Annotated in this window: 25 protein-coding genes, 1 other RNA gene and 1 riboswitch; of the genes, 14 read left to right on the forward strand and 12 right to left on the reverse strand. The window is 64.4% G+C overall.

Going from position 1 to position 24,625, the window contains the following annotated elements; translation table 11 throughout:
- Nucleotides 1-3: 3 nt before the first annotated feature.
- A complete protein-coding gene (gene lptF / locus NCR39_RS02775) occupies nucleotides 4-1,101 on the reverse strand; it encodes an LPS export ABC transporter permease LptF (protein WP_250450575.1) in 1,098 nt (365 codons plus the stop codon).
- A gap of 164 nt (nucleotides 1,102-1,265) precedes the next feature.
- On the opposite strand from lptF, the gene NCR39_RS02780 reads away from it, so the two are divergent.
- The 3 genes from NCR39_RS02780 to NCR39_RS02790 are packed head-to-tail and all read left to right on the forward strand — an operon-like array spanning nucleotide 1,266 to nucleotide 3,643.
- Nucleotides 1,266-2,813: a leucyl aminopeptidase gene (locus NCR39_RS02780; protein ID WP_250450576.1), complete on the forward strand. Its 1,548-nt coding sequence runs from the start codon at nucleotides 1,266-1,268 to the stop codon at nucleotides 2,811-2,813.
- 7 nt (nucleotides 2,814-2,820) lie between these two features.
- Nucleotides 2,821-3,237 carry a DNA polymerase III subunit chi gene (locus NCR39_RS02785; RefSeq protein ID WP_040051762.1) on the forward strand — a complete coding sequence of 139 codons (417 nt, stop codon included), beginning with the start codon at nucleotides 2,821-2,823 and terminating at the stop codon, nucleotides 3,235-3,237.
- A gap of 40 nt (nucleotides 3,238-3,277) precedes the next feature.
- Complete coding sequence (locus NCR39_RS02790; RefSeq protein ID WP_250450577.1) at nucleotides 3,278-3,643, forward strand: DUF2486 family protein; 366 nt, start codon at nucleotides 3,278-3,280, stop codon at nucleotides 3,641-3,643.
- 117 nt (nucleotides 3,644-3,760) lie between these two features.
- Here NCR39_RS02790 and ilvD read toward each other — a convergent pair whose 3' ends face one another.
- Complete coding sequence (gene ilvD / locus NCR39_RS02795; protein WP_250450578.1) at nucleotides 3,761-5,434, reverse strand: dihydroxy-acid dehydratase; 1,674 nt, start codon at nucleotides 5,432-5,434, stop codon at nucleotides 3,761-3,763.
- A 106-nt stretch (nucleotides 5,435-5,540) separates the two neighbouring features.
- Here ilvD and NCR39_RS02800 point away from each other — a divergent pair, with 106 nt between their 5' ends.
- Both NCR39_RS02800 and lgt read left to right on the forward strand, forming a co-directional pair.
- Complete coding sequence (locus NCR39_RS02800; protein ID WP_250450579.1) at nucleotides 5,541-6,497, forward strand: LysR family transcriptional regulator; 957 nt, start codon at nucleotides 5,541-5,543, stop codon at nucleotides 6,495-6,497.
- A 34-nt stretch (nucleotides 6,498-6,531) separates the two neighbouring features.
- The gene (gene lgt / locus NCR39_RS02805) at nucleotides 6,532-7,428 is read left to right on the forward strand and encodes a prolipoprotein diacylglyceryl transferase (protein ID WP_040051765.1); all 897 of its coding nucleotides are present in this window, start codon (nucleotides 6,532-6,534) and stop codon (nucleotides 7,426-7,428) included.
- Between the two features lie 18 nt (nucleotides 7,429-7,446).
- Here lgt and NCR39_RS02810 read toward each other — a convergent pair whose 3' ends face one another.
- The 5 genes from NCR39_RS02810 to NCR39_RS02830 form a co-directional block, all read right to left on the reverse strand.
- Nucleotides 7,447-8,178 carry an SIMPL domain-containing protein gene (locus tag NCR39_RS02810; protein ID WP_250451447.1) on the reverse strand — a complete coding sequence of 244 codons (732 nt, stop codon included), beginning with the start codon at nucleotides 8,176-8,178 and terminating at the stop codon, nucleotides 7,447-7,449.
- A gap of 75 nt (nucleotides 8,179-8,253) precedes the next feature.
- A complete protein-coding gene (locus tag NCR39_RS02815; RefSeq protein WP_250450580.1) occupies nucleotides 8,254-8,718 on the reverse strand; it encodes an EVE domain-containing protein in 465 nt (154 codons plus the stop codon).
- Nucleotides 8,719-8,804: 86 nt separating this feature from the next.
- A non-coding RNA gene (gene ssrS, locus NCR39_RS02820) (6S RNA) lies at nucleotides 8,805-8,987 on the reverse strand.
- A gap of 105 nt (nucleotides 8,988-9,092) precedes the next feature.
- A complete protein-coding gene (locus tag NCR39_RS02825) occupies nucleotides 9,093-9,431 on the reverse strand; it encodes a cell division protein ZapA (protein WP_250450581.1) in 339 nt (112 codons plus the stop codon).
- Nucleotides 9,428-9,817 (reverse strand): ATPase, encoded by a 390-nt coding sequence (locus NCR39_RS02830; RefSeq protein ID WP_250450583.1) that lies wholly within the window; start codon nucleotides 9,815-9,817, stop codon nucleotides 9,428-9,430. The genes NCR39_RS02825 and NCR39_RS02830 overlap by 4 nt, the downstream gene beginning before the upstream one ends.
- 194 nt (nucleotides 9,818-10,011) lie before the next feature.
- Nucleotides 10,012-10,310: riboswitch (cobalamin riboswitch) on the forward strand.
- Nucleotides 10,311-10,414: 104 nt separating this feature from the next.
- On the opposite strand from NCR39_RS02830, the gene NCR39_RS02835 reads away from it, so the two are divergent.
- Genes NCR39_RS02835 through NCR39_RS02860 form a run of 6 tightly spaced genes read left to right on the forward strand, consistent with a single transcriptional unit; the run spans nucleotide 10,415 to nucleotide 16,468 of the window.
- Nucleotides 10,415-12,277, forward strand: a complete 1,863-nt coding sequence (locus NCR39_RS02835; protein WP_250450584.1) for a TonB-dependent receptor domain-containing protein — start codon at nucleotides 10,415-10,417, stop codon at nucleotides 12,275-12,277.
- 35 nt (nucleotides 12,278-12,312) lie between these two features.
- Entirely contained in the window at nucleotides 12,313-13,311 is a 999-nt protein-coding gene (locus NCR39_RS02840) for a FecCD family ABC transporter permease (RefSeq protein WP_250451448.1), read from the forward strand.
- Complete coding sequence (locus NCR39_RS02845; protein WP_250450585.1) at nucleotides 13,308-14,087, forward strand: ABC transporter ATP-binding protein; 780 nt, start codon at nucleotides 13,308-13,310, stop codon at nucleotides 14,085-14,087. Before NCR39_RS02840 ends, NCR39_RS02845 begins: the two co-directional genes overlap by 4 nt.
- A 13-nt stretch (nucleotides 14,088-14,100) precedes the next feature.
- Complete coding sequence (gene cobT / locus NCR39_RS02850) at nucleotides 14,101-15,156, forward strand: nicotinate-nucleotide--dimethylbenzimidazole phosphoribosyltransferase (protein ID WP_250450586.1); 1,056 nt, start codon at nucleotides 14,101-14,103, stop codon at nucleotides 15,154-15,156.
- Nucleotides 15,153-15,914: an adenosylcobinamide-GDP ribazoletransferase gene (locus NCR39_RS02855; RefSeq protein ID WP_250450587.1), complete on the forward strand. Its 762-nt coding sequence runs from the start codon at nucleotides 15,153-15,155 to the stop codon at nucleotides 15,912-15,914. Before cobT ends, NCR39_RS02855 begins: the two co-directional genes overlap by 4 nt.
- Nucleotides 15,899-16,468, forward strand: a complete 570-nt coding sequence (locus tag NCR39_RS02860) for a histidine phosphatase family protein (RefSeq protein WP_250450588.1) — start codon at nucleotides 15,899-15,901, stop codon at nucleotides 16,466-16,468. The genes NCR39_RS02855 and NCR39_RS02860 overlap by 16 nt, the downstream gene beginning before the upstream one ends.
- 17 nt (nucleotides 16,469-16,485) lie before the next feature.
- Here the strand turns inward: NCR39_RS02860 and NCR39_RS02865 are convergent, their stop codons facing one another.
- The 4 genes from NCR39_RS02865 to cobU all read right to left on the reverse strand — a co-directional run bounded on the left by NCR39_RS02865 (nucleotide 16,486) and on the right by cobU (nucleotide 19,939).
- Nucleotides 16,486-17,379: a cobalamin-binding protein gene (locus NCR39_RS02865; RefSeq protein ID WP_250450589.1), complete on the reverse strand. Its 894-nt coding sequence runs from the start codon at nucleotides 17,377-17,379 to the stop codon at nucleotides 16,486-16,488.
- On the reverse strand, nucleotides 17,376-18,371 hold the full coding sequence (gene cobD / locus NCR39_RS02870; protein WP_250450590.1) for a threonine-phosphate decarboxylase CobD: 996 nt from the start codon (nucleotides 18,369-18,371) through the stop codon (nucleotides 17,376-17,378). The genes NCR39_RS02865 and cobD overlap by 4 nt, the downstream gene beginning before the upstream one ends.
- 67 nt (nucleotides 18,372-18,438) lie before the next feature.
- Nucleotides 18,439-19,380: an adenosylcobinamide-phosphate synthase CbiB gene (cbiB, locus tag NCR39_RS02875; RefSeq protein ID WP_250450591.1), complete on the reverse strand. Its 942-nt coding sequence runs from the start codon at nucleotides 19,378-19,380 to the stop codon at nucleotides 18,439-18,441.
- 4 nt (nucleotides 19,381-19,384) lie between these two features.
- Complete coding sequence (gene cobU / locus NCR39_RS02880; RefSeq protein ID WP_250450593.1) at nucleotides 19,385-19,939, reverse strand: bifunctional adenosylcobinamide kinase/adenosylcobinamide-phosphate guanylyltransferase; 555 nt, start codon at nucleotides 19,937-19,939, stop codon at nucleotides 19,385-19,387.
- Nucleotides 19,940-19,995: 56 nt separating this feature from the next.
- Here cobU and NCR39_RS02885 point away from each other — a divergent pair, with 56 nt between their 5' ends.
- Both NCR39_RS02885 and NCR39_RS02890 read left to right on the forward strand, forming a co-directional pair.
- Nucleotides 19,996-21,468, forward strand: coding sequence for a cobyric acid synthase (locus NCR39_RS02885; protein WP_250450595.1), 1,473 nt, complete (start codon nucleotides 19,996-19,998; stop codon nucleotides 21,466-21,468).
- 242 nt (nucleotides 21,469-21,710) lie between these two features.
- Nucleotides 21,711-23,261 (forward strand): DUF6119 family protein, encoded by a 1,551-nt coding sequence (locus NCR39_RS02890; protein ID WP_250450597.1) that lies wholly within the window; start codon nucleotides 21,711-21,713, stop codon nucleotides 23,259-23,261.
- 90 nt (nucleotides 23,262-23,351) lie between these two features.
- Here the strand turns inward: NCR39_RS02890 and NCR39_RS02895 are convergent, their stop codons facing one another.
- Complete coding sequence (locus NCR39_RS02895; RefSeq protein ID WP_250450598.1) at nucleotides 23,352-23,768, reverse strand: PaaI family thioesterase; 417 nt, start codon at nucleotides 23,766-23,768, stop codon at nucleotides 23,352-23,354.
- A gap of 178 nt (nucleotides 23,769-23,946) precedes the next feature.
- Between NCR39_RS02895 and NCR39_RS02900 the strand changes: the two genes are divergently transcribed.
- Nucleotides 23,947-24,573: a ParA family protein gene (locus NCR39_RS02900; RefSeq protein ID WP_250450599.1), complete on the forward strand. Its 627-nt coding sequence runs from the start codon at nucleotides 23,947-23,949 to the stop codon at nucleotides 24,571-24,573.
- Nucleotides 24,574-24,625: the final 52 nt, after the last annotated feature.

Raw genomic sequence — 24,625 nt, forward strand, 5'->3', positions numbered from 1 at the left:
GCGTCACGCTCCCTTCGTGCGCGTGAACGTCGCGCGCGTGAAGAGCGGCCGGTTGCGCACGCGCAGCCAGAAGATGAACGCGACGAGCGCGCTCACCAGAATATGCAGCCCCGCGATGCCCACGCCGAACGAAAGCTTGCCTTGCTCGATCCACGACTGCACCACGTTCAGCAGGTTCGAGTACGTGAGATAGATCAGCACGGCCATCACGAGATTGATGGTCCGGCTGCGGCGCGGATTCTGGTACGAAAGCGGAATGGCGAGCAGCATCAGATTGATGGCGATGAGCGGCAGCCCCATGCGCCAGGCGAATTCGGCGAGGTTCTGCTTGGTCGGATCGGCGAGGAGATCGGGCGTGGAGATGCCCGTCGTCGATGGCGTGTTGACCACCTGGTGGTTCAGAATCTTCACGCCGTAACGCTCGAATTCCATGATCCGGAAGTTGGGCTGGCCGGGCTCGCCGTCGTAACGGCGGCCGTTTTCCAGCACGATGAAGCGGTCGCCGTCCGCGCGCGTTTCGGTGTGTCCGTTCTTCGAGACGATCACGTTGACCTTGCCGCCTTCCGTGCTCGTGACGAACACGTTCTCGACGTGCCCCTGATCCGGCGACATCTTCTCGATGAAGAACACGCGATGGCTCGACGGCGATTCGCGGAACTGCCCCGGCGCCAGCAGCGACACTTCATCGCGCTGCTGAAACCGCGCCTTGATGAGCTTGCTTTGCTGATTCGACCACGGCCAGCCGACGAACGCGAAGAAGACGATGAGAATGATGATCGGCGTGGCGAACACGGCGACCGGCTTGATGAGCTGCGTCTGGCTGACGCCCGAGGCGAGCCATACCACCATCTCCGAATCCCGATACCAGCGCGTGAGCACGAAGAGAATGGAGACGAAGAGCGTGACGATCAGCATGACGGCCAGATAGCCGATGACGGTGAGTCCGATCAGTACGACGACATCGCGCGGGTCGACCTGGCCCGACGCCGCGAAGCCGACGATGCGGATCATCATCGTCGTCAGCATGATCGTGAGCAGCACCATGAACACGGCGCCGGCCGTGTACGCGAGTTCGCGCTGCAGGGAGCGTTCGAAGATCATTGAATTTTGCTTGAGGCCGGCGGCGGCTATGCGGACTAACGTATGAGAGACGCTGAGAGCAGCGCTTCGTTCCCTCGCGCCGCGAGCCTGTGACCGCCGCGGTAAAAATAGCGGATAATTGCGGCTTTCATCCTTCAGCCCAGATTTTACCGAGGATAAGCGCGATGGACTTTAGCATAAAAGCCTGTGATTGGAGCAAAGGCGAGGCAAATGGTTTCCTCACCGGGAAAGCCGATGTCGTCGTGCTCGGCGTGTTCGAAGCACAGACGCTCACGGGCGCCGCACGCGTCATGGATGTCGCGACGAAAGGGCTCATTTCGCGCGTCGTGAAGGCGGGCGACATGAGCGGCCGCGCAGGCACCACGCTGATGGTTCCCGAAGTGACCGGCATCGGCGCGGCGCGCGTGCTGCTCGTCGGGCTCGGCAAGCAGGACGCCTTCAATCAGAAAGCTTATGGCGAAGCCGTGCGCGCGGCATGGCGCGTGATTCTCGGCACGAAGATCGCGCAAGCGACGTTCACGCTCGCGCAATTGCCGATTCTCGAACGCACCGGCGACTGGGCCGTGCGTGCCGCCGTTCTCGCGCTGCGCGAACTCACGTACAAGTTCACGCAGATGAAGAGCAAGCCGGACAACGGCGCGGCGTCGCTCAAGAAGATTGTCTTCAGCATCGATACCGCCGACGAGAAGACCGCGCGCGTCGCCGTGAAGCAGGCTGTCGCGATCGCGAACGGTATGGACCTCACGCGCGATCTCGGCAATCTGCCGCCGAATATCTGCACGCCGACTTATCTCGGCCAGACCGCGAAGAAGCTCGGCCGCGACTGGAAGCTCAAGGTCGAGGTGCTCGGACAGAAGCAGATCGAAGCGCTGAACATGGGTTCGTTCCTGTCGGTCGCGAAGGGATCGGTGCAGCCGCCGCAGTTCATCGTCATGCACTACCAGGGCGCGGGCGAAGCGGTGAAGACGCGCGGCAAGAGCGCGTCGAATGCGTCGAATGCGCCGATCGTGCTCGTCGGCAAGGGCATCACGTTCGATTCGGGCGGCATCTCCATCAAGCCCGGCGAGTCGATGGACGAGATGAAGTACGACATGTGCGGCGCGGGTTCCGTGTTCGGCACCATGCGCGCCGTCGCGGAAATGGGCCTCAAGCTGAACGTGATCGGCGTCGTGCCGACCTGCGAGAACATGCCCGCGGGCAACGCGGTCAAGCCGGGCGACATCATCACGGCGATGAACGGCACGACCATCGAAGTGCTCAACACCGACGCCGAAGGCCGCCTCATTCTCTGCGACGCGCTGACTTACGCGGAACGTTTCAAGCCGGCCGCCGTCGTCGATATCGCGACGCTCACGGGCGCGTGCATCATCGCGCTCGGTCATCACAACACGGGCCTCTTCTCGAAGGACGACGCGCTCGCGGGCGAATTGCTCGACGCGTCGCGCGAAGCAGTCGATCCGGCGTGGCGCCTGCCGCTCGACGACGAGTATCAGGATCAGCTCAAGTCGAATTTCGCGGATGTGGCGAACATCGGCGGGCGGCCGGCGGGCAGCGTGACGGCGGCGTGCTTCTTGTCGCGTTTCGCGCAGAACTATCCGTGGGCGCACCTCGACATCGCCGGGACCGCGTGGAAGAGCGGCGCGGCGAAGGGCGCGACCGGACGGCCGGTGCCGCTGCTGTCGCAGTTCCTGATCGATCGCGCGGGGCAGTGAGCCGGCCGTGACGCGCATCGACTTCCATACGAATGTCGGCGATCCGCTCGCCTACGCCTGCCGCCTCGCGCGCAAGGCGTATGCGAGCGGGCGGGCGCTCGTCGTGCTCGCGGAGCCCGCGCGCCTCGCCGCCTTCGACGAGCAGTTGTGGACCTTCGCGCCGCTCGAATTCGTGCCGCACTGCATGGCGAAAAGCCCGCTCGCGCAGGACACGCCGGTGGTGCTCGCGTCGGATCTCGACGGCGTGCCGCATCATCAGGTGCTCGTGAATCTGGGCGCGCCGGTGCCCGCGCAATTCGCGCGCTTCGAGCGGCTGATCGAGATCGTCGGCAACGAGGGCGACGAACTCGCCGCCGGGCGCGAGCGCTTCCGCTTCTATCGCGATCGCGGCTACGCCATCGAAACGCACAAGCAAGGCGGCTGAACGAACAGTGGGCGGCCGTGCGCGCGGGTAGCATCGGCGCATGGCGACCACTCACGAGCAGCCGGACATCATGACCGATACCCCGAACACGCCCGAATCCTTCGATCCTTCCATTCCCGTTCTCACCGATGTCGTCGTGCCCGGCAAGCCGGAGTACGCGCGCGCGGCGGCGGTCGCGTACGAGGCGCAGCTCATCGCGGAACGCATGCAGGGGCGCGTCACGCAGTTTCTGAGCGGCGACGCGCGCGCGCTGATCGAAGCGCGCTGTCAGGACGTGCTGCGCGCGCATTCGGCGAAGCTCGTGCAGGACATCACGCGCGAAGTGTCGCTCGCGCTCGAAGCGCACATGCGCGAATGGGTGAGCGTGGCGGTGGAGGAGGAGTTGCGCCGGCAGCGGGAGGGTTGAGCGCGGCGGGCTTCGCAATCGTCGATAGCAGGCGGAAACGACAAAGGGGCGCATTCAGCGCCCCTTTGTTTTTACCTGCGACTACGCGTTGTTACGCGTTGATACGCGCGACGCCGCTCAACCCGTCACCGCCCCGCGATTCGCCGGCAGCGCGAGCGTCGCGTACTTCGCCAGCACGCCGCGCGTGTATCGCGGAGCCGGTTTCTTCCACGCGGCGCGACGGCGCGCGATCTCGGCATCGTCCACGTTCAGTTGCAGCAGCAGCTTGTGCGCGTCGATGGTGATCGAATCGCCTTCCTGCACGAGGCCGATGGTCCCGCCCGCGAACGCTTCCGGCGCGACGTGGCCGACCACCATGCCCCACGTGCCGCCCGAGAAACGCCCGTCGGTGATGAGACCGACCGATTCGCCCAGGCCCTTGCCGATGATCGCCGACGTCGGCGCGAGCATCTCCGGCATGCCGGGGCCGCCTTGCGGGCCGAGGTAACGCAGCACGACCACATCGCCCGCCTTGATCTTGTCGGCGAGAATGGCTTCCATCGCGCTCTGCTCGTCGTCGAACACGCGCGCCGGGCCGGTGATGACCGGATTCTTCAGGCCCGTGATCTTCGCGACCGCGCCGTCTTCCGCGAGGTTGCCTCGCAGGATCGCCAAGTGGCCTTGCTTGTAGAGCGCCTGCTCGATCGGGAAAATCACCTTCTGATCCGCGCGCGGCTTGCTCGGCACGTCCTTCAGTTCTTCCGCGAGCGTGCGGCCGGTGATCGTCATGCAATCGCCGTGCAAAAGGCCCGCGTCGAGGAGAATCTTCATCACTTGCGGAATGCCGCCGGCCTTGTGCAGGTCGGTTGCGACGTATTGGCCCGACGGCTTCAGGTCGCAAATCACCGGCACTTTCTTGCGCATGCGCTCGAAGTCGTCGATGCTCCATTCCACTTCCGCCGCGTGCGCGATCGCCAGATAGTGCAGCACGGCGTTGGTCGAGCCGCCCGTCGCCATGATCAGCGCGACCGCGTTTTCAATCGACTTCTTCGTGATGATGTCGCGCGGTTTCAGGTCCTTCTTGACCGCTTCGACCAGCACGCGCGCCGATTCGGCGGACGAGTCGACCTTTTCGTCGTCGGGGTTCGCCATCGTCGACGAATACAAGAGCGACATGCCGAGCGCCTCGAATGACGAACTCATCGTGTTGGCCGTGTACATGCCGCCGCACGAGCCGGTGGACGGGCACGCGTTCTTCTCGACGCCCTTGAAGTCCTCTTCCGACATGCGGCCCGCCGTGAATTCGCCGACCGCCTCGAACGACGACACGATGGTCAGGTCCTTGCCCTTCCAGTTGCCCGGACGGATGGTGCCGCCGTACACGTAGATGCCCGGCACGTTCATGCGCGCGAGGCCGATCATGCCGCCCGGCATGTTCTTGTCGCAGCCGCCGATCACGACCACGCCGTCCATCCACTGGCCCTGCACGGCGGTCTCGATACAGTCCGCGATCACTTCGCGCGACACGAGCGAGTACTTCATGCCTTCGGTGCCCATCGACATGCCGTCGGAGATGGTCGGCGTGCCGAAAATCTGCGGGTTCGCGTCGGACTGCCTGATCGCGGCGATGGCGGCATCGGCGAGACGCTGCAAGCCCGCGTTGCACGGCGTGATGGTCGAATGCCCGTTCGCGATGCCGATCATCGGCTTGTCGAAGTCTTCCTCCTTGTAGCCGAGGGCGTAGTACATCGAACGGTTGGGCGAGCGCGCAACGCCCTGCGTAATGTTTTTCGAGCGGCGATTGAAGGCCATTTGGGGGCTCCTTGAAGATTTTTTTGTCTAGTGGCGGAAGAATGCAGCGTCGGCTTGTGTCTGTCCAATATATTATTCAAGGCATATTAGGTCGCGAAATATATCAATGGATGAACGGAATCCGCCCATCGAGCTGCGTTTGTTGCGTTACTTCGTGACGGTCGCCGAAGAGATGCACTTCGGCCGCGCCGCCGCGCGTCTCGCGATGACGCAGCCGCCTCTCTCGCAAGCAATCCGCGCGCTGGAAGACGCGCTCGGCGTGGCGTTGTTCGCGCGGACCAAGCGCACGGTCGAACTGACGCCCGTCGGCAAGGACTTGCTGCCGGAAGTGCGCCGCCTGCTCGCGTCCGCCGATGCCCTGCGTCCGCTCGCGCAGTCGCTCGCGCGCGGGGAGGCGGGCGTGCTGTCGCTCGCGTTCGTGTCCACGGCGGACTACGGGCTCTTGCCCGCGCTGCTGCGCGATTTCGGCGCGCGCTATCCGGGCGTGCGGCTGCAACTGACCGAGGCGACGAGCGACGTGCAGATCGAGGAACTCGTCGCCGGACGCATCGACGCGGGCCTCGTCATTCCGCCGCTGCCGCCGCGCCACGCGATGTCGCTGTCGTATCTCGCGATCGCGCGGGAGCCGCTCGTCGTCGCGATGTCGGCGGAAGCGGCGGAACAATTGCAGCAGGGCACGGCCGAATGGGCAGACACGCCCGTCGATCTGCGCGAAGTGGCCGCCGCGCCGCTCGTCGTGTTTCCGAGGCGTCTCGCGCCGGGCTTATATGACATCATTATGGGCTGCTACGGCGCGGCGGGCCTGACGCCGCGCATCGGGCAAGAGGCGATCCAGATGCAGACCATCGTGAGCCTCGTGTCCGCGGGCATGGGCGTGGCGCTCGTGCCGCAGTCGCTGCGTCATCTGCGGCGCACGGGCGTGGTGTATCGTCCGTTGCGCCCGGTCGCGGATGCGCCCGTCGTCGAAACGGGGCTCGTGTGGCGCGCGGCGGAGGTGAGCCCGGTGCTTGCCGGGTTCATCGAGATCGTGCGCGCGCGGGCCGCAGCCGTCTCTGCTTTATGATTCGTGCCTGACTTCGCTCTTCGAACATTCAACGATGCTCATCCACCCCAATTTCGATCCCGTCGCCATTCATCTCGGACCGCTCGCCGTGCGGTGGTACGGGCTCATGTATCTGGTCGCGTTCATCTCGGCCATCGTCATCGGCCGATTGCGGCTGCGGCTGCCGTATGTCGCCGCGCAAGGCTGGAACGCCAAGGACATCGACGACATGCTGTTCTACGGCGTGCTCGGCACGATTCTCGGCGGCCGAATCGGCTATGTGGTCTTCTACAAGGCGAGCTATTACGCGACGCATCCGCTCGATATCTTCAAGGTGTGGGAAGGCGGGATGTCGTTTCACGGCGGCTTTCTCGGCGTGACGCTCGCGATGGTGCTGTTCGCGTATCAGCGCCGGCGCACGTGGCTGCAAGTCACGGATTTCGTCGCGCCGATGGTGCCGCTCGGGCTCGCGGCAGGGCGGCTCGGCAACTTCATCAACGGCGAATTGTGGGGCCGCGTGACGGACCCGAGCGCGCCGTGGGCCATGCTCTTCCAGCATTCGACGAACGACGACGCCGTGTGGCTCGCGAAGAATCCGCAGCTCGACGCGAAGTGGCATCTGACGGAGATTTTCCAGCGCTATCAGATGCTGCCGCGCCATCCGTCGCAGTTGTACGAGATCGCGCTGGAAGGCATCGTGCTGTTCATCGTGATCTGGACGTTCTCGCGCAAGCCGCGTCCGATGGGCGCAGTCTCCGCGCTATTCCTGATCGGCTATGGACTCGCGCGCTTCACGGTGGAATTCGCGCGCGAGCCGGACGATTATCTCGGCCTGCTCGCGCTCGGCCTTTCGATGGGCCAATGGCTTTCGCTGCCGATGATCATCGCGGGCATCGTCATGATGGTGTGGGCGTACAAGCGGCATCGGCGCGTGCCGGCCAACGCCGCCTGATTCAACGCTCGCGCAGTCTCAACGCGCCATCTGCACCGAACCGGACACGTCGACGGTCACCGTCGTCGTGCCGGCTTCGAGCGCCATCGGCGCGGCCATCTTCGCATCGGCGGACATGCCGCGCGCCTGCATCATCATGACCGGACGCGGCGCCGCGCCGCTCTGGCCGACGTTCACTTCACGGATCGTGAAGCCGCTATAGCCGAATGCCTGCGATGCCGCCTGCGCCTGCTTGCGGAACGAATCGATGGCCTGCGTCGAGAGCTTTTGCGCGGCGGCGCGCTGCGCTTCGGGCGACAGCGAGAACGTGACGTTGCCGACCTGCATCGACGAACTCATCTTGCCCGCGAGCTTCGATGCCGCCGCGAAGTCGTGCGATTCGAGCACGACTTCCGTGCGTCCGCGCCACGCGGATATCTTGCCGTCGCGATCCGTCGACGGATACACGCTGAACGCGCCGCTCTTCGCGGTCACGCCATCGACGCCCTTCGCTTCGCGCAACGCGGCTTCGGCGCGCTGATTGAGCGTCGCGGTGAGCGACGAGGGATCGGCGGCTTCCTGCTCGTAGAAGAGCGTGATGGTGACGACATCCTGCGGCACTTGCGCGCTCGCTTGCGCCGACAGCGAGAGCACGCCCGAAGGCTGCGGATTGGCGATGACCGTCTGCGCGACGGCCGTGGCCGAAAAGGTGAGCGCGGCGCTCGACATCGCGAGCGCGAGCGCGAGGGCGGCGGCGGTTTTCTTGTTCATCATCGAAGGACTCCAACGCTTGAGCGTCGCGCGTTTCGCGACGGCGTTTAGGCGGTCCAACCGTGCGCTTAGTTCCTATTTCCCGGCGAGACGTTCGGTAATGAAGCGCCACTGCGCTTCGGTGACGGGCGTGATCGACAGCCGGTTGCCGCGCGCGAGCACTTGCATGTCGGCGAGTTCTTCGTGCGCGCGCAGTTCGGCGAGCGAAATGAGCGGCGTTTTCTTGACGAAGCTCACATCGACGAGCAGCCAGCGCGGCGTTTCGTGCGTGGACTTGGGATCGAAGTAGGGACTCTTCGCGTCGAACTGCGTGGGATCGGGATAAGCCGTCGATGCGACCTTCGCGATGCCCGCGATACCCGGCTCGGGACAGCTCGAGTGATAGAACAGCACGCCGTCGCCGACCTGCATGGCGTCGCGCATGAAGTTGCGCGCCTGATAGTTGCGCACGCCGGTCCACGGCAGCGTTTTCTTCGGCGCGTGCGCGAGATGATCGATGCTCGCTTCGTCCGGTTCGGACTTCATCAGCCAGTAGCGCATGAGGGGAGCGTGAAGAGAATCGACGGTGAAAATGAAAACGGCACCGGATAAACCGATGCCGTTTGTGCCGCTTGTGCCGTTTGAATAAGGTCCCCGCCTCAGCCGCTAGGCCGGCATCCTGAACCTGGGTTCAAGATTGGTCGCGGTAAGCAACACTTCGGGTACATCAGACAGAGTGACGCGCGCGCCCGTGTTACAAGGTTCCGCAACCGTGCCAATGTGACATTGGTTCAAGGAATATATGACCTTGGCGCACCAGGCAGGGAAACATCACTCTACACCAATCATTTGTCTTATGCAGCCCCTCGCGGGCCTCGCGCCGGTATCTTTTTTTGATTGACACCAACATGCCGATTAGGCCGGCGCATCGGTGCTTATTGCATGTCGTTTTGCACGCCGTTTTGCACTTCGTATTGCGCGATGACCGCGCCGAGCTGCTGGTTCATCGAGTGAACCGTGCGGCGGATTTCTTCGGCGGGGAACGCTTCGCCGTGACGCACGCTGTCCTGCAGCTTGAGCAATTCGGACGCCAGCGAAAGGGCAGCCATGACCGCGATGCGATCCGTGCCGCGCACGCTGCTTGCATTGCGAATCTTGTTCATTTCGGCATCGACGCGGGCCACGGCCTCGCGCAACGCGGCTTCCGTTTCAGGCGAGCACGCAAGGCGATACGGCTGTCCGAGAATGGATACTTCGATCTGCTTGGTCGTCACGCCTTCTCTCCCTGATGATGTTCGCCGTGCATCTCTTCCGCGTGCGCATGTTCATGCTGCGCTTCGCCCGAAGCTTGCGATTCGGCGTTGAGAAGGTCGAGCTGATTGTCGCTTTCGGCATGATGCGCTTTCGCGCGCGGCAGCTTTTCGAGGATCGCGTTCAAGCGCACTTGCGCGTCGTCGATCTTCGCGGAGAGCGAATCGCGCTCGGCTTGCAGCGCGTCGCGTTCGCCTCGCACCTGCACGAGTTCGGCCTGGGCGCCGGCGAAGTCTGCGCGCAATGCTTCGATTTGCGCTTCGAGCGCGAGACGCGCCTGATTATGGCGCTCGCTGATCTGGATCAGCCGGCCGATGTTTCCTGACAGTGATTCGAGTTCGTTGAGCATGTGCTGCGTCCTCTAAAGACCTGGCATTTTAGCGCGGTTCAATGCAGCTTCCGATAATTGTCTCGTTTCGAGACGTAACATCCCCGGATCATGCGTGCATCGCGATGTATTTGTGTGTGGAATGAGCGAGCGAGGCGCGGCGATGATGGTCGCGATGCCCGGCGCGCGTTCTTGACTGCCCCGATGCCCGCTCCTACACTTGCGGCACTTTTGGTGCTCGCGTCCGCTTCTCTCGCGGATGCAGTCAAACGGGAAACAGGGAGCGACGTTCCGGCGCATGACCGGGGCGCGCCAACCTGTGCTGCCCCCGCAACGGTAAGCGACCGCAACGCAAGTTGCAAGTCGTCCCTCGCGCGTTTTTCGCGGCGCATCGCGTGATTTTTTATCGCAGATGCCGTCTGCAAGAAACGTGTCGACGCCACTGCGCGCCATGCGCGGGAAGGCGGGACGAAGCGTCGCCAGCCCGGATACCGGCCAATCGTCCAGCACGCCGATGTCGTCGAACGAGTCAGGAATCGTACGATGCGGCGCGCGCGTCGCGCACAGACCTCGCGGGGAGCGGGGCACGCGCCAGCCCCGAACCGGAATTCTTCACGCATGGTCTTGCCTTCGTCCGGCATCGAACGTCGCGCCGTCTGCGCCGCCGTTTGCGCCGCCCTCAATGTGCTCGCGCAGCCTGCACGCGCCGATACCACCGAACAGGTTCTCACGCCCGTCGTCGTGACCGCGACACGCAGCGCGCAGCCGCTCGCCGATTCCCTCCCGCAGACCTCGCTCTTCGACGAGCAGGACATTGCCGACACCAACGCCGACGACGTGCTCGGTCTCATCGCGCTCGCGCCCGGCGTGCAAATCACGCGCAACGGCGGGCCGGGATCGAACTCGGGCGTGTTCATACGCGGCGCGGCGTCGTCGCAATCGCTCGTTCTGATCGATGGCGTGCGCGTCGAATCGGTATCGCTCGGGGCGGCGCAGTTGTCGCAACTGATGCTCGATCAGACCGATCGCGTCGAGGTCGTGAACGGCAACGTGTCGGCGCTGTACGGGTCGAATGCGATCGGCGGCGTCGTTCAGATATTCACGAAAGAGGGCGACGCGCATCCGCCGCGCTTTCACTTCGAAGCGGAATACGGCAGCTATCACACGCAGCGGCAATCGGCGGGCGTGGACGGCGCGCTCGATGCCGATGGCCGCACCACGTTCAGCCTGAACGTGTCGCGCGAAAAGACCGACGGCTTCTCGTCAATCGATCCGGCGCTCGCGCCCGGCGCGAATCCGAACGCAAACGGCTATCTGAACGAAAGCGTCGCGGCGACGCTGCGCCACAAGTTCACCGACAAGTGGGACGCGGGCGTGCGCTTTCTGCAATCGAACGGCGTCGACAGTTTCGACGATCCCTACGGCTCGCCGACCGACATCAACAATGCGCACGATCGCGTGCGCTCGGCGTCGGTGTTCGCGAACGGCAAGCTGACGGACCGCTGGACCACGCACTTCACGATCGCGCAGGGACAGGACCGCGCGAACATCGAGCAGAACGGCGTCTATACGAGCCGCTTCAACTCCGAGAATCATCAGTATCTCTGGCAGAACGACTTCAAAATCACGGACGCGCACAAGCTGCTGTTCGGCTACGAGCACCTGGATCAATCGCTCGATTCGGATCAACTCAGCGCGCCGGATCGTCATGTGAACTCGGTGTTCGCGGGCTACGTGGGCCGCTTCGGCGCGAGCGACGTGCAGGCGAACGTGCGTCACGACCAGTACTCGGATTTCGGCGGCGCGAACAGCTACTATCTGGGCTACGCCTATAACTTCGACGCGCACTGGCGCGCGAGCGCGAGCTACTCGGCGTCGTTCCGCGCGCCGAGCTTCGACGACCTCTACTATCCGTTCAGCGGCAATCCGTCGATTCAGCCGGAGCGCAGCCATTCGGTCGAGGCCGCGCTGCAATACGCATCGGGCAAAGTGGGCGTGCTGCGCGTGACCGCGTTCCAGACGCGCTATTCGAATCTGATCGATTACGTATCGGACGGCAGCGGCTTCTATATCGCGCAGAACGTGGGGCGCGCGAAGGTGCAGGGCGTCGAGGGATCGTGGGCGGGGCATGTCGGCGCCACGGATGTGCGCGCGGGCGTGACGTTCCAGAATCCCGTCGACGAGACGAATCACGAAGACCTGACGCGACGCGCGCGGCGCTTCGCCACGCTGTCGGCGCATCGTTCTTTCGGACGATGGCGCGTGGGCGGCGAGTGGATCGTGAGCGGCGCGCGCAGCGATTACGATTCGACGCTCGCGGGCTACGGCGTGGTGAATCTGTCCGCGCGCTACGACATCACGAAGTCGTGGTGGCTGAGCGCGCGCATCGACAATCTGTTCGACCGGAACTATGAACTTGCGTACTCGTACAACACGCCCCGGCGCGGCGCGTACATCACGCTGGGCTTCAATCCGTCGTGAGCGTGGCGTCTGACGCGCGGCGTCATCCCAAGGCGATGACCGCCAGCCGCGCCGCGCTCATCTGGCTCGCGCTCGGCGCGGCGGCGTTCGTCGTGCTCGCGGCGTCGCTCGCGCTCGGCAGTGTGAATCTGCCGATGCCGCGTGCAATCGCCGCGCTGCTGCACGCGCGCGCCGCCACGCCCGATATCGCCGATGAAATCGTGCTCACGCTGCGATTGCCGCGCGCGCTGGCGGGCTTCGCATCGGGTGCGCTGCTCGCACTCGCGGGCGCGCTGCTGCAAGTGCTGCTGCGCAATCCGCTGGCCGAACCGTACGTGCTCGGCGTGTCCGGCGGCGCGGCCACGTTCGCGCTCACCGCGATGCTCGCGTCGATGCCCTGGTGGGGCGTGGATATCGCCGCGTGCGCGGGCGCGTTTTTGTCGATCGTGCTGGTGCTCGGACTCGCGCGCACGCATCTTTGGCACGGCGAACAGGACGCATCGCCACGGCTTTTGCTCACGGGGGTCGTGATCGCGGCGGGGTGGGGCGCGCTCATCACGCTGATTCTCAGCGTCACGCCGGAGAACCGGCTGCGCGGCATGCTCTTCTGGCTCACCGGCGACCTCAACGGCGCGGCGACGCCGTGGCCCGCGATGATCGCGCTCGCCGTCGCGCTTGCCGTCATCGCGCCCGCCGCGCCGCAATTGAACGTGCTGCTGCGCGGCGATGCCACCGCGCGTGCGCTCGGCGTGCCCGTCGAACGGTTGCGGCTGCGCGTGTATCTCGTGGCGTCGATCGCGGCGGCGGCTGCGGTGACGACGGCGGGAACCATCGGCTTCGTCGGGCTCGTCGTGCCGCATCTCTTGCGGCTCGCGTTCGGCAACGACCAGCGCATGCTCGTGCCCGCCGCGCCGCTCGCGGGCGGCCTCGCCGTGATGAGCGCCGATCTCGCCGCGCGCACGGTCATCGCGCCGGGACAATTGCCGGTGGGCGTCGTGACGGCGCTCGTCGGCGTGCCGATGTTCCTCTGGATGCTGCTGCGCCGGCCGCGATGAACACGCTTCATATCGACAATCTCTCGTTGCGCGCCGGCGATCGCACTCTGGTGCGGGCCTTGAGCGCGACCATCGCGGCGGGCGACGTGTGGTGCATCGCCGGGCCGAACGGCGCGGGCAAGACGACGCTCATCGGCGTGCTCGCGGGCCTCGCGAAACCTGCGTCGGGTTCCGTATCGCTCGATGGCCGCGCGCTTTCCGCCTGGCGCGCCGCTGATCTCGCACGCCGCCGCGCGCTGATGCCGCAAAGCACGCACGACGTCTTCAGCGCGACCGTGCTCGACACCGTGCTGCTCAACCGCTTTCCGTATCTCACCGGCTGGGGCTGGGAAAGCGACGACGACCGCGCCGCCGCGCACGCCGCACTCGATGCGCTCGGCCTCGCCGCGTTCGCATCGCGCGACGTGTTGACGCTCTCGGGCGGCGAACGCCAACGCGTCGCGCTCGCGGCGGTGCTGTGTCAAAACGCGCCGCTGCTGCTGCTCGACGAACCGCTCGCGCATCTGGACCTGCATCATCAGATCGATTGCCTGAACGCGCTCGTCAAATCCGCGCGCGATGAACGGCGCGCCGTCGTGCTCTCGTGTCACGATATGAATCTCGCGCGCCGCTTCGCCACGCATGCGCTTTTGCTCGACGGCCAGGGCGGCACGCATGCCGGCCCCGTTGCGGATGTGCTGACGCCCGAGCGTGCGAGCGCCGCGTTCGGCTATCCGCTCGTACTGATTCGCGATGGCGCGCATGAAGCGCTCGTGCCGTCGATTCACCGTCACTGACCGAGGAACGCCGATGTCCCACGCCATTCCGATGCCCCGCGCGCTCGACCGCACGCTCGAAGCGGAGCTGCGCCGCATCATCGACATGAAGACGAAGCCGCCCGGCAGCCTCGGGCGGCTCGAATCGCTCGCGCTGCACATGGGCCTGATTCAACGCACGACGAAGCCGCGCATCGAGCGTCCCGCGATGATCGTGTTCGCGGGCGATCACGGTATCGCGGCGGAAGGAGTGAGTCCGTATCCGCAGGAAGTGACCGCGCAGATGGTCGCGAATTTTCTGGCGGGCGGCGCGGCGATCAACGCGCTTTCGCGCTCTGTCGGCATGACGCTCGAAGTCGTGGATGCGGGCGTCGCATCGCCTATTTCGATTGATAAGGGATGCGAACGATTGTCGCTCGGCCTCGGCACGCGCAACTTCGCGCACGAACCGGCGATGTCGCGCGACACGGCGCACGAAGGCATCGCGCGTGGCGCGGCGCGCGTGCGGCATCATGCGTCGCTCGGCACGAACGTGATCGGCTTCGGCGAAATGGGGATCGCGAATACGTCGGCGGCGGCGTGCCTGATGAGCCGGCTGTGCGCATTGCCGATCGACGATTGCGTCGGACGCGGCACCGGTCTCGACGATCGCGGTCTCGCGCATAAACGCGACGTGCTGCGCCGCGCGCTGGCTGCGCATCCATCGAACGGCGATGCCATCGACACGCTCGCCACGTTCGGCGGCTTCGAAATAGCGATGATGACGGGCGCGTATCTCGCGGCGGCCGAGGCGCGCATGACCATTCTCGTCGATGGCTTCATCGCGACATCGGCGTTGCTCGTGGCGTCGAAGATCGCGCCGGACGTGCTGGATTATTGCGTGTTCGCGCATGCATCGAACGAAGCGGGGCACGCGCGCATGCTCGCGCATTTCAACGCCGCGCCGCTTCTGCAACTCGACTTGCGGCTCGGCGAAGGCACGGGCGCGGCGCTCGCGTTGCCGATTCTGCGCGCGGCTGTCGCGTTCGTCGACGAGATGGCGAGCTTCGATTCGGCGGGCGTTTCGAACAAGAACGACGCACAAGCATGAGCCGTCCGCTCGACGAGCTGCGCTATTTCTTCACCGCGCTCGGCTACTTCACGCGCGTGCCGGTGCCGCGCTGGGTCGGCTTCGAGCGCGAATATCTGAACGCGGCGGCGCGCTATTTTCCGCTCGTCGGCGCGATGGTCGGCGGCGTCGCGGCGCTCGTCTATCTCGCGGCGTTGCGCGTGTTTCCGGCGGGCGTGGCCGTGCTGCTCTCGATGACCGCCACGCTCGCGCTCACGGGCGCGTTCCACGAAGACGGCCTCGCCGATTGCGCCGATGCCTTCGGCGGCGGCTACACGCGCGACGACGTGCTGCGCATCATGCACGATTCGCGCATCGGCGCATTCGGGGCGATCGCGCTCGTGATCGCGCTGGCGCTCAAGTGGCAGACGCTCGCCGCGCTGCCGCCGATGCGCGCCGCATCGCTCATGATCGCCGCCCACGCCGCGAGCCGCGCGTGCGCGATCAGCTATCTCGTCACGCTCGATTACGTGCGCGCCGAAGGCAAGGCGAAGCCGGTCGCGCAGAAGATGAGCATGATGTCGTTCGCGCTCGCGATGGTTTTCGGCTTGCCGTGGCTCTGGTGGTTCGGCTGGCGCTTCGCGTGCGTGACGGTCGTCGTTCTCGCGGCCATGCGCTTCATCGCCGGGCGATACTTCGTGCGGCGCATCGGCGGTTATACGGGCGATTGCCTCGGCTGCGCGCAGCAAGTGTTCGAACTCGCGATCTACCTCGTGGGACTCGCATGGATCTCGTACTGATACGGCATCCGGCGGTCGCGATCGATGCCGGCGTCTGCTACGGCCAGACCGATGCGCCTCTGTTGCGCGACGCGTACGAATCGGCGGGTGAGTTGACAGAACGGATGCGCGCGCTGAACGTGCCCGATTGCGTCGATGGATGGCATGCGAGCCCGCTTCGCCGATGCGCGTCGCTTGCAGAGGCGCTCGGTTCCGCTCGCATCGATACGCGGCTGTCCGAGATGCACTTCGGCGCGTGGGAAGGCTGCGCGTGGAATGACATCGATCGCGCGCTCATCGATGCGTGGGCTGCGGATATCGAACATGCGCGTCCGCATGGCGGCGAGAGTCTCGCGCAGTTCGGCGAGCGCGTGATTGCATGGTTCGACGATGCATCCGCCGATGCTTCAGACGCGATGCACGTCATCGCGCATGCAGGCGTGATGCGCGTGCTCGCGGCGCATGTGCTGCGCATCGATCGCGCGAGCGTGCTGCAATGGACGCTCGATTTTGGGGCTATCGTGTGGCTTCGGCGATCGTCTGCGGGATGGAAAATCGTTCGATGGAATGCTTAGGCATCCTGATTAATTCTTCACCGTCGCCCGCGTGCAATATCCAGATCGCGGCACAAGTCCGCTGCTCCAATCGCGATACGCGGCGTCGGACGATTGATGACATCGCCATCGATGCCGAACAGGTTCCCGCGCGCCACCGCCGTGATCGACGGCCATTGCTTCCAGCGATCCAACGCCGGCAACGAGCGATCCGGCTTCGTCGCGCCGGGCGTCGCGGTGACGATCGCTTCGGGATTCGCCGCGAGCACGGCTTCCGTCGATATTGTCGGCACGCGCGGCGCTTGCGCCGCGAACACGTTCACGCCGCCGCACACGCCGATGACTTCGCTGAACACGTTGTCGCGATTGAGCGTCATGAGCGGATCGTCCCAGACCTGATAGAACACGCGCACCGGAGCGAGGCGCGCGTACTTCGCACGCAGTTGCGCGATGTCGCGCGTGAATGCCGACGATGCCGCGCGCGCCGTGTCCTCGGTGCCGAGCAGCACGCCGAGCTTGTCGATGCTCGCGGCGATATCGTCGAGATGCGTCGGCTCGCTGTAGTAAAGCGGAATGCCGAGCGCGGCGAGCCGGTCCATCTGACGCGCGGCATTGCCGTGCCGCCACACGACGATCAGATCCGGATGCAGCGCGACGATGCGTTCGAGATCGAGCGCCTTGTTGTCGCCGACGCGGGGTATCGATTGCGCCGCTTTCGGATAATCGCTATAGCTCACCGTGCCGACGATGCGCGCGCCGCCGCCCGCCGCGAAGAGCAGTTCGGTGACGTGCGGCGCGAGGCTCACGACGCGCTTGGCATTAGCGGGAAGCGTGACTTGCGCGCCGGTGTCGTCGGTGACGGTGAGGGCGGCTTGGGCGTGCGTCGCGATAAACACGGCGATGAACATGAAGAGCATCGAGCGCAACGTCATGCGCAAATCTCCGCGATCGCGCGTTCGAGTCGCGCCCATTCGCCTTCGCTTCCCGGCAAGCCGATGCGCAGGCTCGTCGTCATTCCCGGCTTATCGAAGAGACGCGTCCAGATGCCGCGCGCCGCGAGTTCGTGTTGCAAAGACGGCGCGCGCGGCGTGGGCGTCCATGCGAAAAGCGGCGTCGCGCGGACGTCGAAGCCATGACGCGCGATGAGTTCGGCCAAACGCGCGCCGTCGCGCTGCAGACGATCGCGCGTTTCGTGCTGCCACGCGTGATCGGCGAACGCTGACATCACCGCGTGCCGCGCCGGGCCGCCGACGGTCCACGCGCCGAGCGCATCGCGCAAGGCATCGGTCAACGCGGGCGCGGCGAGCACGAAGCCCGCGCGAATGCCCGCCAGCCCGAAGAACTTGCCGGCCGAGCGCAGCACGACGAGGCCGTCGCACGCCGTCTCCGCTGCGAGCGACGCGGCGGGATCGGTGTCGGCGAAGGCTTCATCGACGATCAGCGTGCCGCCACGCGATGCGAGTTGCGCGTGCCAGCGCAGCAAGGTATCGCGCGAAAGGCGATCGGCGGTCGGATTGTTCGGGTTCGCGACGATCACGTGATTCAGCGCGGCGGGCAAGTCGGCGCATGCGATGTCGAGCGGTTCGATGGCATGCCCCGCGCGCGCGAACGCCGGCGCATATTCGCCGTACGTCAACGGCGCAATGCCCGCGATGCCGCGCTTCAGCAGCAACGGCAACGCGCGGATTGCCGCTTGCGAGCCGGCAACCGGCAGCGCGTGCGGCGCGCCGTAATAGCGGGCGGCGCAATCGGCGAGGCCGTCGTCGTCTTCGGGCAGACGGCGCCAGACATCGGGCGGAACGGGCGGCACCGGATAGCCGCGCGGATTGATGCCCGTCGAGAGGTCGAGCCAGTCGTCGAGCGGAATTGCGTAGCGGCGTGCGGCTTCGCGGAGATTGCCGCCGTGGGGGATCGAGTCAGCCATTCCTGATTGCACAAAAGGTTACGGGAAGCGATAGCGTTGCGATGAACCCGAAGCGCGCGAGAGCGATTCACGCGTTCGTCGTCACGCTGAAAACCGCCAGCACGAGCAGCACCGCGAGCCACAGCATCATCGACCGGTCGACGAGCCGCAGCGCCGCCACCACATCGCGCGGCGCGGCGTCGTGCCCGGCGCCGAGCGTCGGCCGCGCTTCGAGCACGCCGTGATACACCGCCGCGCCGCCGATCAGCACGTTCAGACTGCCCGCGCCCGAGGCCATCACCGGGCCCGCGTTCGGGCTGTCCCACGAGCGCGCCTGCGTGCGCCAGCAGTGCCACGCCATGCGCGTGTCGCCCGTGAGCGCGTAGGTCGCCGCCGTGAGCCGCGCGGGAACGAAGTTGAGCACGTCGTCGAAGCGCGCCGCCGCCCAGCCGAAGCGCAGATAGCGCGGCGTGCGATAACCCCACATCGCGTCGAGCGTGTTGGCCAGGCGAAACGCGAGCGCGCCCGGACCGCCCGCGACCGCGAACCAGAAGAGCGCGCCGAAGATCGCATCGTTGCCGTTCTCCAGCGCCGATTCGACCGCCGCGCGCGAGAGCGCGTTCTCATCGGCATGCGACGTATCGCGCGACACGATGCGCGACGTCAGCACGCGCGCGCCGTCGATATCGCCGAAACTGAGCGCGCGGGCAATCGGCGCGATGTGTTCGCGCAAGCTCTTTGCGCCGAGCGCGAACCACAGCAGCAGCACGTGCACGAGGCACGCGTACGTGAACGGCAGCACGCTGACGAGCATCCACGCGATGAGAACCGGCGGCGCGACCGCGACGAACCACGCGGCGATTCCCGCCGGCCGCGCGCGATGCCCCGTGTTCATGCGCGACTCGATCTTCGCCGCGAGCTTGCCGAAGGCGACGAGCGGATGCCGCGTGCGCGGCTCGCCGAACACGCGATCGACGATCACGCCGAGCACCGCGAGCAGCGCCATCGCATAGACGGAGAGCAGGAGCATCGCGTCAGCCCTTGAGCGCGAGCGGCAGGCCCGCAGCCATCAGCACGGCGCGCGTGCTCGCGGCCGCGACGCGCTGATTCAGACGGCCGAGTTCATCGACGTAAAGGCGCGTCACCGAGCCGAGCGGCACCACGCCCAGACCGATCTCGTTGCTCACGACGATGACCTTGCTGCGCACATCGGCCAATGCGCGGTCGAAGGCATCGAAAGCGGCGTGAGGAACGGATGGCGGTGCGTCGGGCGCGGCATCGGGCGGGCAGAGCAGATTGGCGAGCCACAGCGTGAGGCAATCGATCAGCACGCAGTGTCCTTGGGCGTCGGCGTCGCGCAGCGCGAGCGCGAGATCGAGCGGCGCTTCGACGAGCGTCCAGTGCGCGGGCCGCCGCTCGCGATGATGCTTCACGCGCTCCGCGAATTCGCTATCGCCGATGCGCGCGGTCGCGATGTACGTGACGGGCAGGCCGCTTTCGCCGGCAAGGCGCTCGGCGTAGGCGCTCTTGCCCGAGCGGGCGCCGCCGAGGATGAAAGTGAGGTCGCGCGAAAGGGCGTTCGAGGTCATCGCAATATTGTAGCGGCGGGATAAGATAGCGGGCTGCGCTTCCGAGGAACTTCCCGATGCAATTCAAGCCTCGCGGCACGCTGATGATTCAGGGCGCCACGTCCGATGCCGGCAAGAGCACGCTCGTCGCGGGCCTGTGCCGTCTCGCGCGGCGAAGCGGCGTGAAGGTCGCGCCGTTCAAGCCGCAGAACATGGCGCTGAACAGCGCGGTGACGATCGACGGCGGCGAGATCGGCCGCGCGCAGGCGCTTCAGGCGATCGCGGCGGGCGTGCCGGCGCGCATCGACTTCAATCCGGTCCTGCTCAAGCCGACGAGCGATCGCGGCGCGCAGGTCATCATCCACGGCCACGCGCACGCGAATCTCGACGCGCGCGCCTATCACGCGTACAAGCGCACCGCGTTCGACGCCGTGCTCGCGTCCTATGCGCGGTTGCGCGCCGGGTTCGATGCGGTGATCGTCGAAGGCGCGGGCAGTCCCGCCGAAATCAATCTGCGCGACGGCGATATCGCCAACATGGGCTTCGCGGAACATGTCGATTGCCCGGTCGTGCTCGTCGCGGATATCGATCGCGGCGGCGTGTTCGCGCATCTCGTCGGCACGCTCGCGTGTCTTTCGGAGAGCGAGCGCGCGCGCGTGAAGGGCTTCGTGATCAATCGTTTTCGCGGCGATATTTCGCTGCTGAAGCCGGGCCTCGACTGGCTCGAAGCGCAGACGGGCAAGCCGGTGTTCGGCGTGCTGCCGTACCTGCATGGCTTGACGCTGGACGCCGAGGACATGCTGCCGGGCATCGCGCATTCGCGGGGCGAGCGGGCGGCGCTGAAGGTGATCGTGCCGGCGCTGCCGCGCATCAGCAATCACACGGATTTCGATCCGCTGCGGGCGCATCCGCAAGTGGAGTTCGACTACGTGCGCGCGGGCGTCGCGCCGCCGCCGGCGGATCTGATCGTGCTGCCGGGATCGAAGAGCGTGCAGCGCGACCTCGCGTGGCTGCGCGAAAACGGCTGGGATCGCGCGATAGAACGGCATCTGCGATACGGCGGCAAGGTGCTCGGCATCTGCGGCGGCATGCAGATGCTGGGACGCGGGATCGACGATCCGGATGGCGTCGAAGGCGCGGCGGGGCGTGTCGATGGGCTCGGCCTGCTCGATCTCACGACCGTGCTGACGCCAAGCAAGCAACTGGAGAACGTGAGCGGGCGGTTGATGATCGGCGGGACATCGGCGGCCGTGCGCGGCTACGAGATTCACATGGGGCGCACGAGCGGCGCGGCGCTGGATCGGCCTTTTGTCGCGCTGGAGTCGGGGCGAGTCGACGGCGCGATATCGGACGACGGGCAAATCGCCGCGACGTATCTGCACGGCGTCTTCGATACGCCCGAAGCGTGCGCAGCGCTGCTCGCATGGGCGGGCGTGCAGGGCGCCGCGCCGCTCGATTATCCGGCGCTGCGCGAGGCGTCGCTGGATCGGCTGGCGGATGTGTTTGGGAATTCAATGAATCTCACGCAGTTAGAAACTCTTTTTTACTGACCTCACCTCGATAAGCTGCGAATTTATTGACGCAGACCTCAAGCTAAGCGGCAGTTGAGCGCGACGAATCGTCTCGTGCCTTATTCCTAATCTTTCGACTAATGGCTCGACGGCAGTAGGCTACTGCTCGTATATTAGTTGAGATCGTGATCCGATCGGAATATAAAAATCTAGACTTACTGCTGCTTAAGGGGCGATGCTTGAGTAAAGTCAATCAAAAACTTTGTATTTGATTGTTGCGTTTGGGTTTCTCGCCCAATACTGCAGTCAAAGATGGTATTGAGTTGAAGCGTTGGGGACGATTTGAAAGTGCCTATTTGATCTCTGGAACATTAGGAAGGCAAACGCCCAAGTGGGTGGAGTTTTTGAAACTTCCGAAAGAAGAGAGGCAAGCTATCTTCAACGCGAGTGCGTATGGACTTGTTTTCGTCTCATCCGCCGGTCGATGGTTTGCCTTGTCTTTTGGCATGGGACACACAAAGCTTAACATTGATGCTGTCGAGCAAGATTTTGGCTTGCGCGTAGTATTGAATTCCGTAGATCCCGAACGACTGAGAAGCGCTGACGTCAGAACGCCGGACGAAAATACGATATCGCGTCGGACTCAAACAAGTCGCGGTTCGGACCAAACGGCCTTTGACATTGACGTAGAGCGCGATCTGGTTCGGGGCCTTGCCGGCGTTCCGAAAAATGCCGAATTCGGCTCGAACGTCGCAGGCACAGACAGCTTAACATTGACGAGATCCCTCGCGATCGACGAACTTCCTGCTGTCTGCGCTGAAGTTTTAGATGTCTATCAAAGGCTCGACTATAAAGAGTCCTTCGCTTGGGTCGATCAGATACGGCACGAGCGTAATCAAAGCATCATCGATGTTCTCAATGACAAACTCGTCCAAGCGTTCAGAAAAGCGCAGGCGGTCGGTTCGACGGATTCATTATACTTGGCCTTTCCTGTCATCTACGATCCTGAGAAACTTGCAAAGATCGCTTACACAGGTTTTCGCAGTCTGCGGATTCATCAAGATCTCGACATTGATTCGTTCGTCGAAGATTTGAACGCTAGGGGGCGTGAATTTTCGGCTGAGGACCTTGTTAAGATCACCGTCTGTGAGGTCGATGATCGAAGAAACCAAACCGCAGGAAAGTGGAAGCTCCGAGATTGTGTCGTGTTTGAAACTCAATATATGGGTTTGCGCTATGTTTTATCTAGTGGGCGCTGGTATAAGGTCGATGCTGATCTGGCGAATGAAGTAAGGGAATTTTTCGAAAGGGCTTCCCAGTTTCCCCTGCCGTTTGCTGAAGAAGATGAACAGGAATGTGAATACAACGAGCGTATCGCCCATACTGATTCCGATTTGATTTGTTTGGACCGAAAATTGATCAAGCCGGCCGGCGCACGGTCCCCCATCGAGATTTGTGACATACTGACACGTCAACGTCACCTAATTCATGTCAAGGACGAGGTCTCATCGTCGAAACTGAGTCACTTGTTTAATCAAGGTACGGTTTCGGCGCAAGTGCTGGCGAACGAAGCATGCTGTCGTGACCTTGTGAACGAGAGAATCAGTATTGAGCAACAAGCTAGCGGGAAGGCAGGGTTTGAAGGTGTTATCCCACAATCGCAGGCTGAATTTAAGCGCAGCGATTTCACAGTCGTCTATGCCGTAATAACAAAAGCGAAAAGGGACAGCCTTCCCTTTTTCAGCCTTGTTTCCTTTCGGCAGGCAGCGCGCAATCTCGAGGGTCTAGGTTTCCGGTTCGCGTTCGGATGGATTGAACGTCGCAAGGGATAGCTCTGAGACTACTGGGCGTTCAACTCCGTAGCCACCGACGTCCTCGTTGAACGCTTCCTTCCATCCCGCGTTTGCGGTCTCGGTGTTGTTCTAATACAGAATCATCTGCGTACACCGAAACATCGCGATCAGCTTGCCGTCGCCGTTCGTCACGGTCGCGTCCCACACGTGCGTGCTGCGCCCCAAATGCACGGCGCTCGCCTTCGCGACGATCTTCCCGTCGCGCGCCGTCGAAACGTGATTGCTCTTGAGTTCGAGCGTCGTGAAGTTCTGCGCCTTGTCCGGCAGATGCGCGATGCACGCATATCCGCAGCACGTATCCGCCAGTCCGACGACGGTCGCCGCATGCAGAAAGCCGTTCGGCGCGAGCAGTTCCGGCCGGATCACGAGTTCGCCGGTGAGCGCGCCTTCATCGAGCGACACGACCTGGATGCCCAGCAAATCGGGCAGGCGGCCTTTCTGGCGGTTGCGCAGATATTCGAGCGTGACATCGGGGCGAAGCGGCATGGGCGTGATTCCTCGAAGGGTGAGCGGCACCGCGCGAGCGTTAGCCATTCGGCCAGCGTGCCGCGCGCGACTTTTGCCGATAATATCAACGGCTCGAATCATGTATCCGTTCTATAACGACGAAACCGTGCGCGCCGTTCCGGGATAAACGCGCGCCGGCCTAACTACAGGACCTTTCATGACCGTGATCGTGGTGGCAAATCCGAAGGGCGGCGTCGGCAAGAGCACGCTCGCAACCAATCTCGCAGGCTATTTCGCGGCGAACGGCGAATGGGTCGCGCTCGCCGACCTCGACAAACAGCGTTCCGCGCACGCGTGGCTCGCGCTGCGCGTCGACACGCTGCCGAAAATCGAGGAGTGGAGCGTCGATGTCGATGCCCCCGCGAAGCCGCCCAAAGGTCTGGAAAAAGCCATCGTCGATACTCCGGCCGGCGTTCACGGCAACCGGCTCGCGCTCGCGCTGCAACTTGCCGACAAGGTCATCGTGCCGCTGCAGCCGTCCATGTTCGACATCCTCGCGACGCAGGACTTCCTTGCGAAGCTCGCGAAGGAGAAGGCGGTGCGCAAGGGCGCGATCCAGATCGGCGTCGTCGGCATGCGGGTGGACGCGCGCACGCGATCGGCGGACCAGTTGCATCGGTTCGTCGAAGGGCTCGACCTGCCGGTGCTCGGCTTTCTGCGCGACACGCAGAATTACGTGCAGCTCGCCGCGCACGGTCTCACGTTGTGGGATGTCGCCAAAAGCCGCGTCGAGAAAGATCTGGAGCAGTGGCAGCCGATCATCGAATGGGCGGAGAAAAAGTAACAAGGCCGGCGGTCCATGACGGATGTGCCGGCCTCGTGAAGAGCAAAACCCG

It is taken from the genome of Caballeronia sp. ATUFL_M2_KS44 (genome assembly GCF_023630965.1).
Taxonomy (GTDB): Bacteria; Pseudomonadota; Gammaproteobacteria; order Burkholderiales; family Burkholderiaceae; genus Caballeronia; species Caballeronia concitans.

Excerpts from the sequence above, each read along its gene's own strand:
- lptF (WP_250450575.1), bottom strand. The coding sequence starts at position 1,101 with ATGATCTTCGAACGCTCCCTGCAGCGCGAACTCGCGTACACGGCCGGC.
- NCR39_RS02780 (WP_250450576.1), top strand. The coding sequence starts at position 1,266 with ATGGACTTTAGCATAAAAGCCTGTGATTGGAGCAAAGGCGAGGCAAAT.
- NCR39_RS02790 (WP_250450577.1), top strand. The coding sequence starts at position 3,278 with ATGGCGACCACTCACGAGCAGCCGGACATCATGACCGATACCCCGAAC.
- ilvD (WP_250450578.1), bottom strand. The coding sequence starts at position 5,434 with ATGGCCTTCAATCGCCGCTCGAAAAACATTACGCAGGGCGTTGCGCGC.
- NCR39_RS02800 (WP_250450579.1), top strand. The coding sequence starts at position 5,541 with ATGGATGAACGGAATCCGCCCATCGAGCTGCGTTTGTTGCGTTACTTC.
- lgt (WP_040051765.1), top strand. The coding sequence starts at position 6,532 with ATGCTCATCCACCCCAATTTCGATCCCGTCGCCATTCATCTCGGACCG.
- NCR39_RS02810 (WP_250451447.1), bottom strand. The coding sequence starts at position 8,178 with ATGAACAAGAAAACCGCCGCCGCCCTCGCGCTCGCGCTCGCGATGTCG.
- NCR39_RS02815 (WP_250450580.1), bottom strand. The coding sequence starts at position 8,718 with ATGCGCTACTGGCTGATGAAGTCCGAACCGGACGAAGCGAGCATCGAT.
- NCR39_RS02830 (WP_250450583.1), bottom strand. The coding sequence starts at position 9,817 with ATGCTCAACGAACTCGAATCACTGTCAGGAAACATCGGCCGGCTGATC.
- NCR39_RS02835 (WP_250450584.1), top strand. The coding sequence starts at position 10,415 with ATGGTCTTGCCTTCGTCCGGCATCGAACGTCGCGCCGTCTGCGCCGCC.
- NCR39_RS02840 (WP_250451448.1), top strand. The coding sequence starts at position 12,313 with ATGACCGCCAGCCGCGCCGCGCTCATCTGGCTCGCGCTCGGCGCGGCG.
- NCR39_RS02845 (WP_250450585.1), top strand. The coding sequence starts at position 13,308 with ATGAACACGCTTCATATCGACAATCTCTCGTTGCGCGCCGGCGATCGC.
- cobT (WP_250450586.1), top strand. The coding sequence starts at position 14,101 with ATGTCCCACGCCATTCCGATGCCCCGCGCGCTCGACCGCACGCTCGAA.
- NCR39_RS02855 (WP_250450587.1), top strand. The coding sequence starts at position 15,153 with ATGAGCCGTCCGCTCGACGAGCTGCGCTATTTCTTCACCGCGCTCGGC.
- NCR39_RS02860 (WP_250450588.1), top strand. The coding sequence starts at position 15,899 with ATGGATCTCGTACTGATACGGCATCCGGCGGTCGCGATCGATGCCGGC.
- NCR39_RS02865 (WP_250450589.1), bottom strand. The coding sequence starts at position 17,379 with ATGACGTTGCGCTCGATGCTCTTCATGTTCATCGCCGTGTTTATCGCG.
- cobD (WP_250450590.1), bottom strand. The coding sequence starts at position 18,371 with ATGGCTGACTCGATCCCCCACGGCGGCAATCTCCGCGAAGCCGCACGC.
- cbiB (WP_250450591.1), bottom strand. The coding sequence starts at position 19,380 with ATGCTCCTGCTCTCCGTCTATGCGATGGCGCTGCTCGCGGTGCTCGGC.
- cobU (WP_250450593.1), bottom strand. The coding sequence starts at position 19,939 with ATGACCTCGAACGCCCTTTCGCGCGACCTCACTTTCATCCTCGGCGGC.
- NCR39_RS02885 (WP_250450595.1), top strand. The coding sequence starts at position 19,996 with ATGCAATTCAAGCCTCGCGGCACGCTGATGATTCAGGGCGCCACGTCC.
- NCR39_RS02895 (WP_250450598.1), bottom strand. The coding sequence starts at position 23,768 with ATGCCGCTTCGCCCCGATGTCACGCTCGAATATCTGCGCAACCGCCAG.
- NCR39_RS02900 (WP_250450599.1), top strand. The coding sequence starts at position 23,947 with ATGACCGTGATCGTGGTGGCAAATCCGAAGGGCGGCGTCGGCAAGAGC.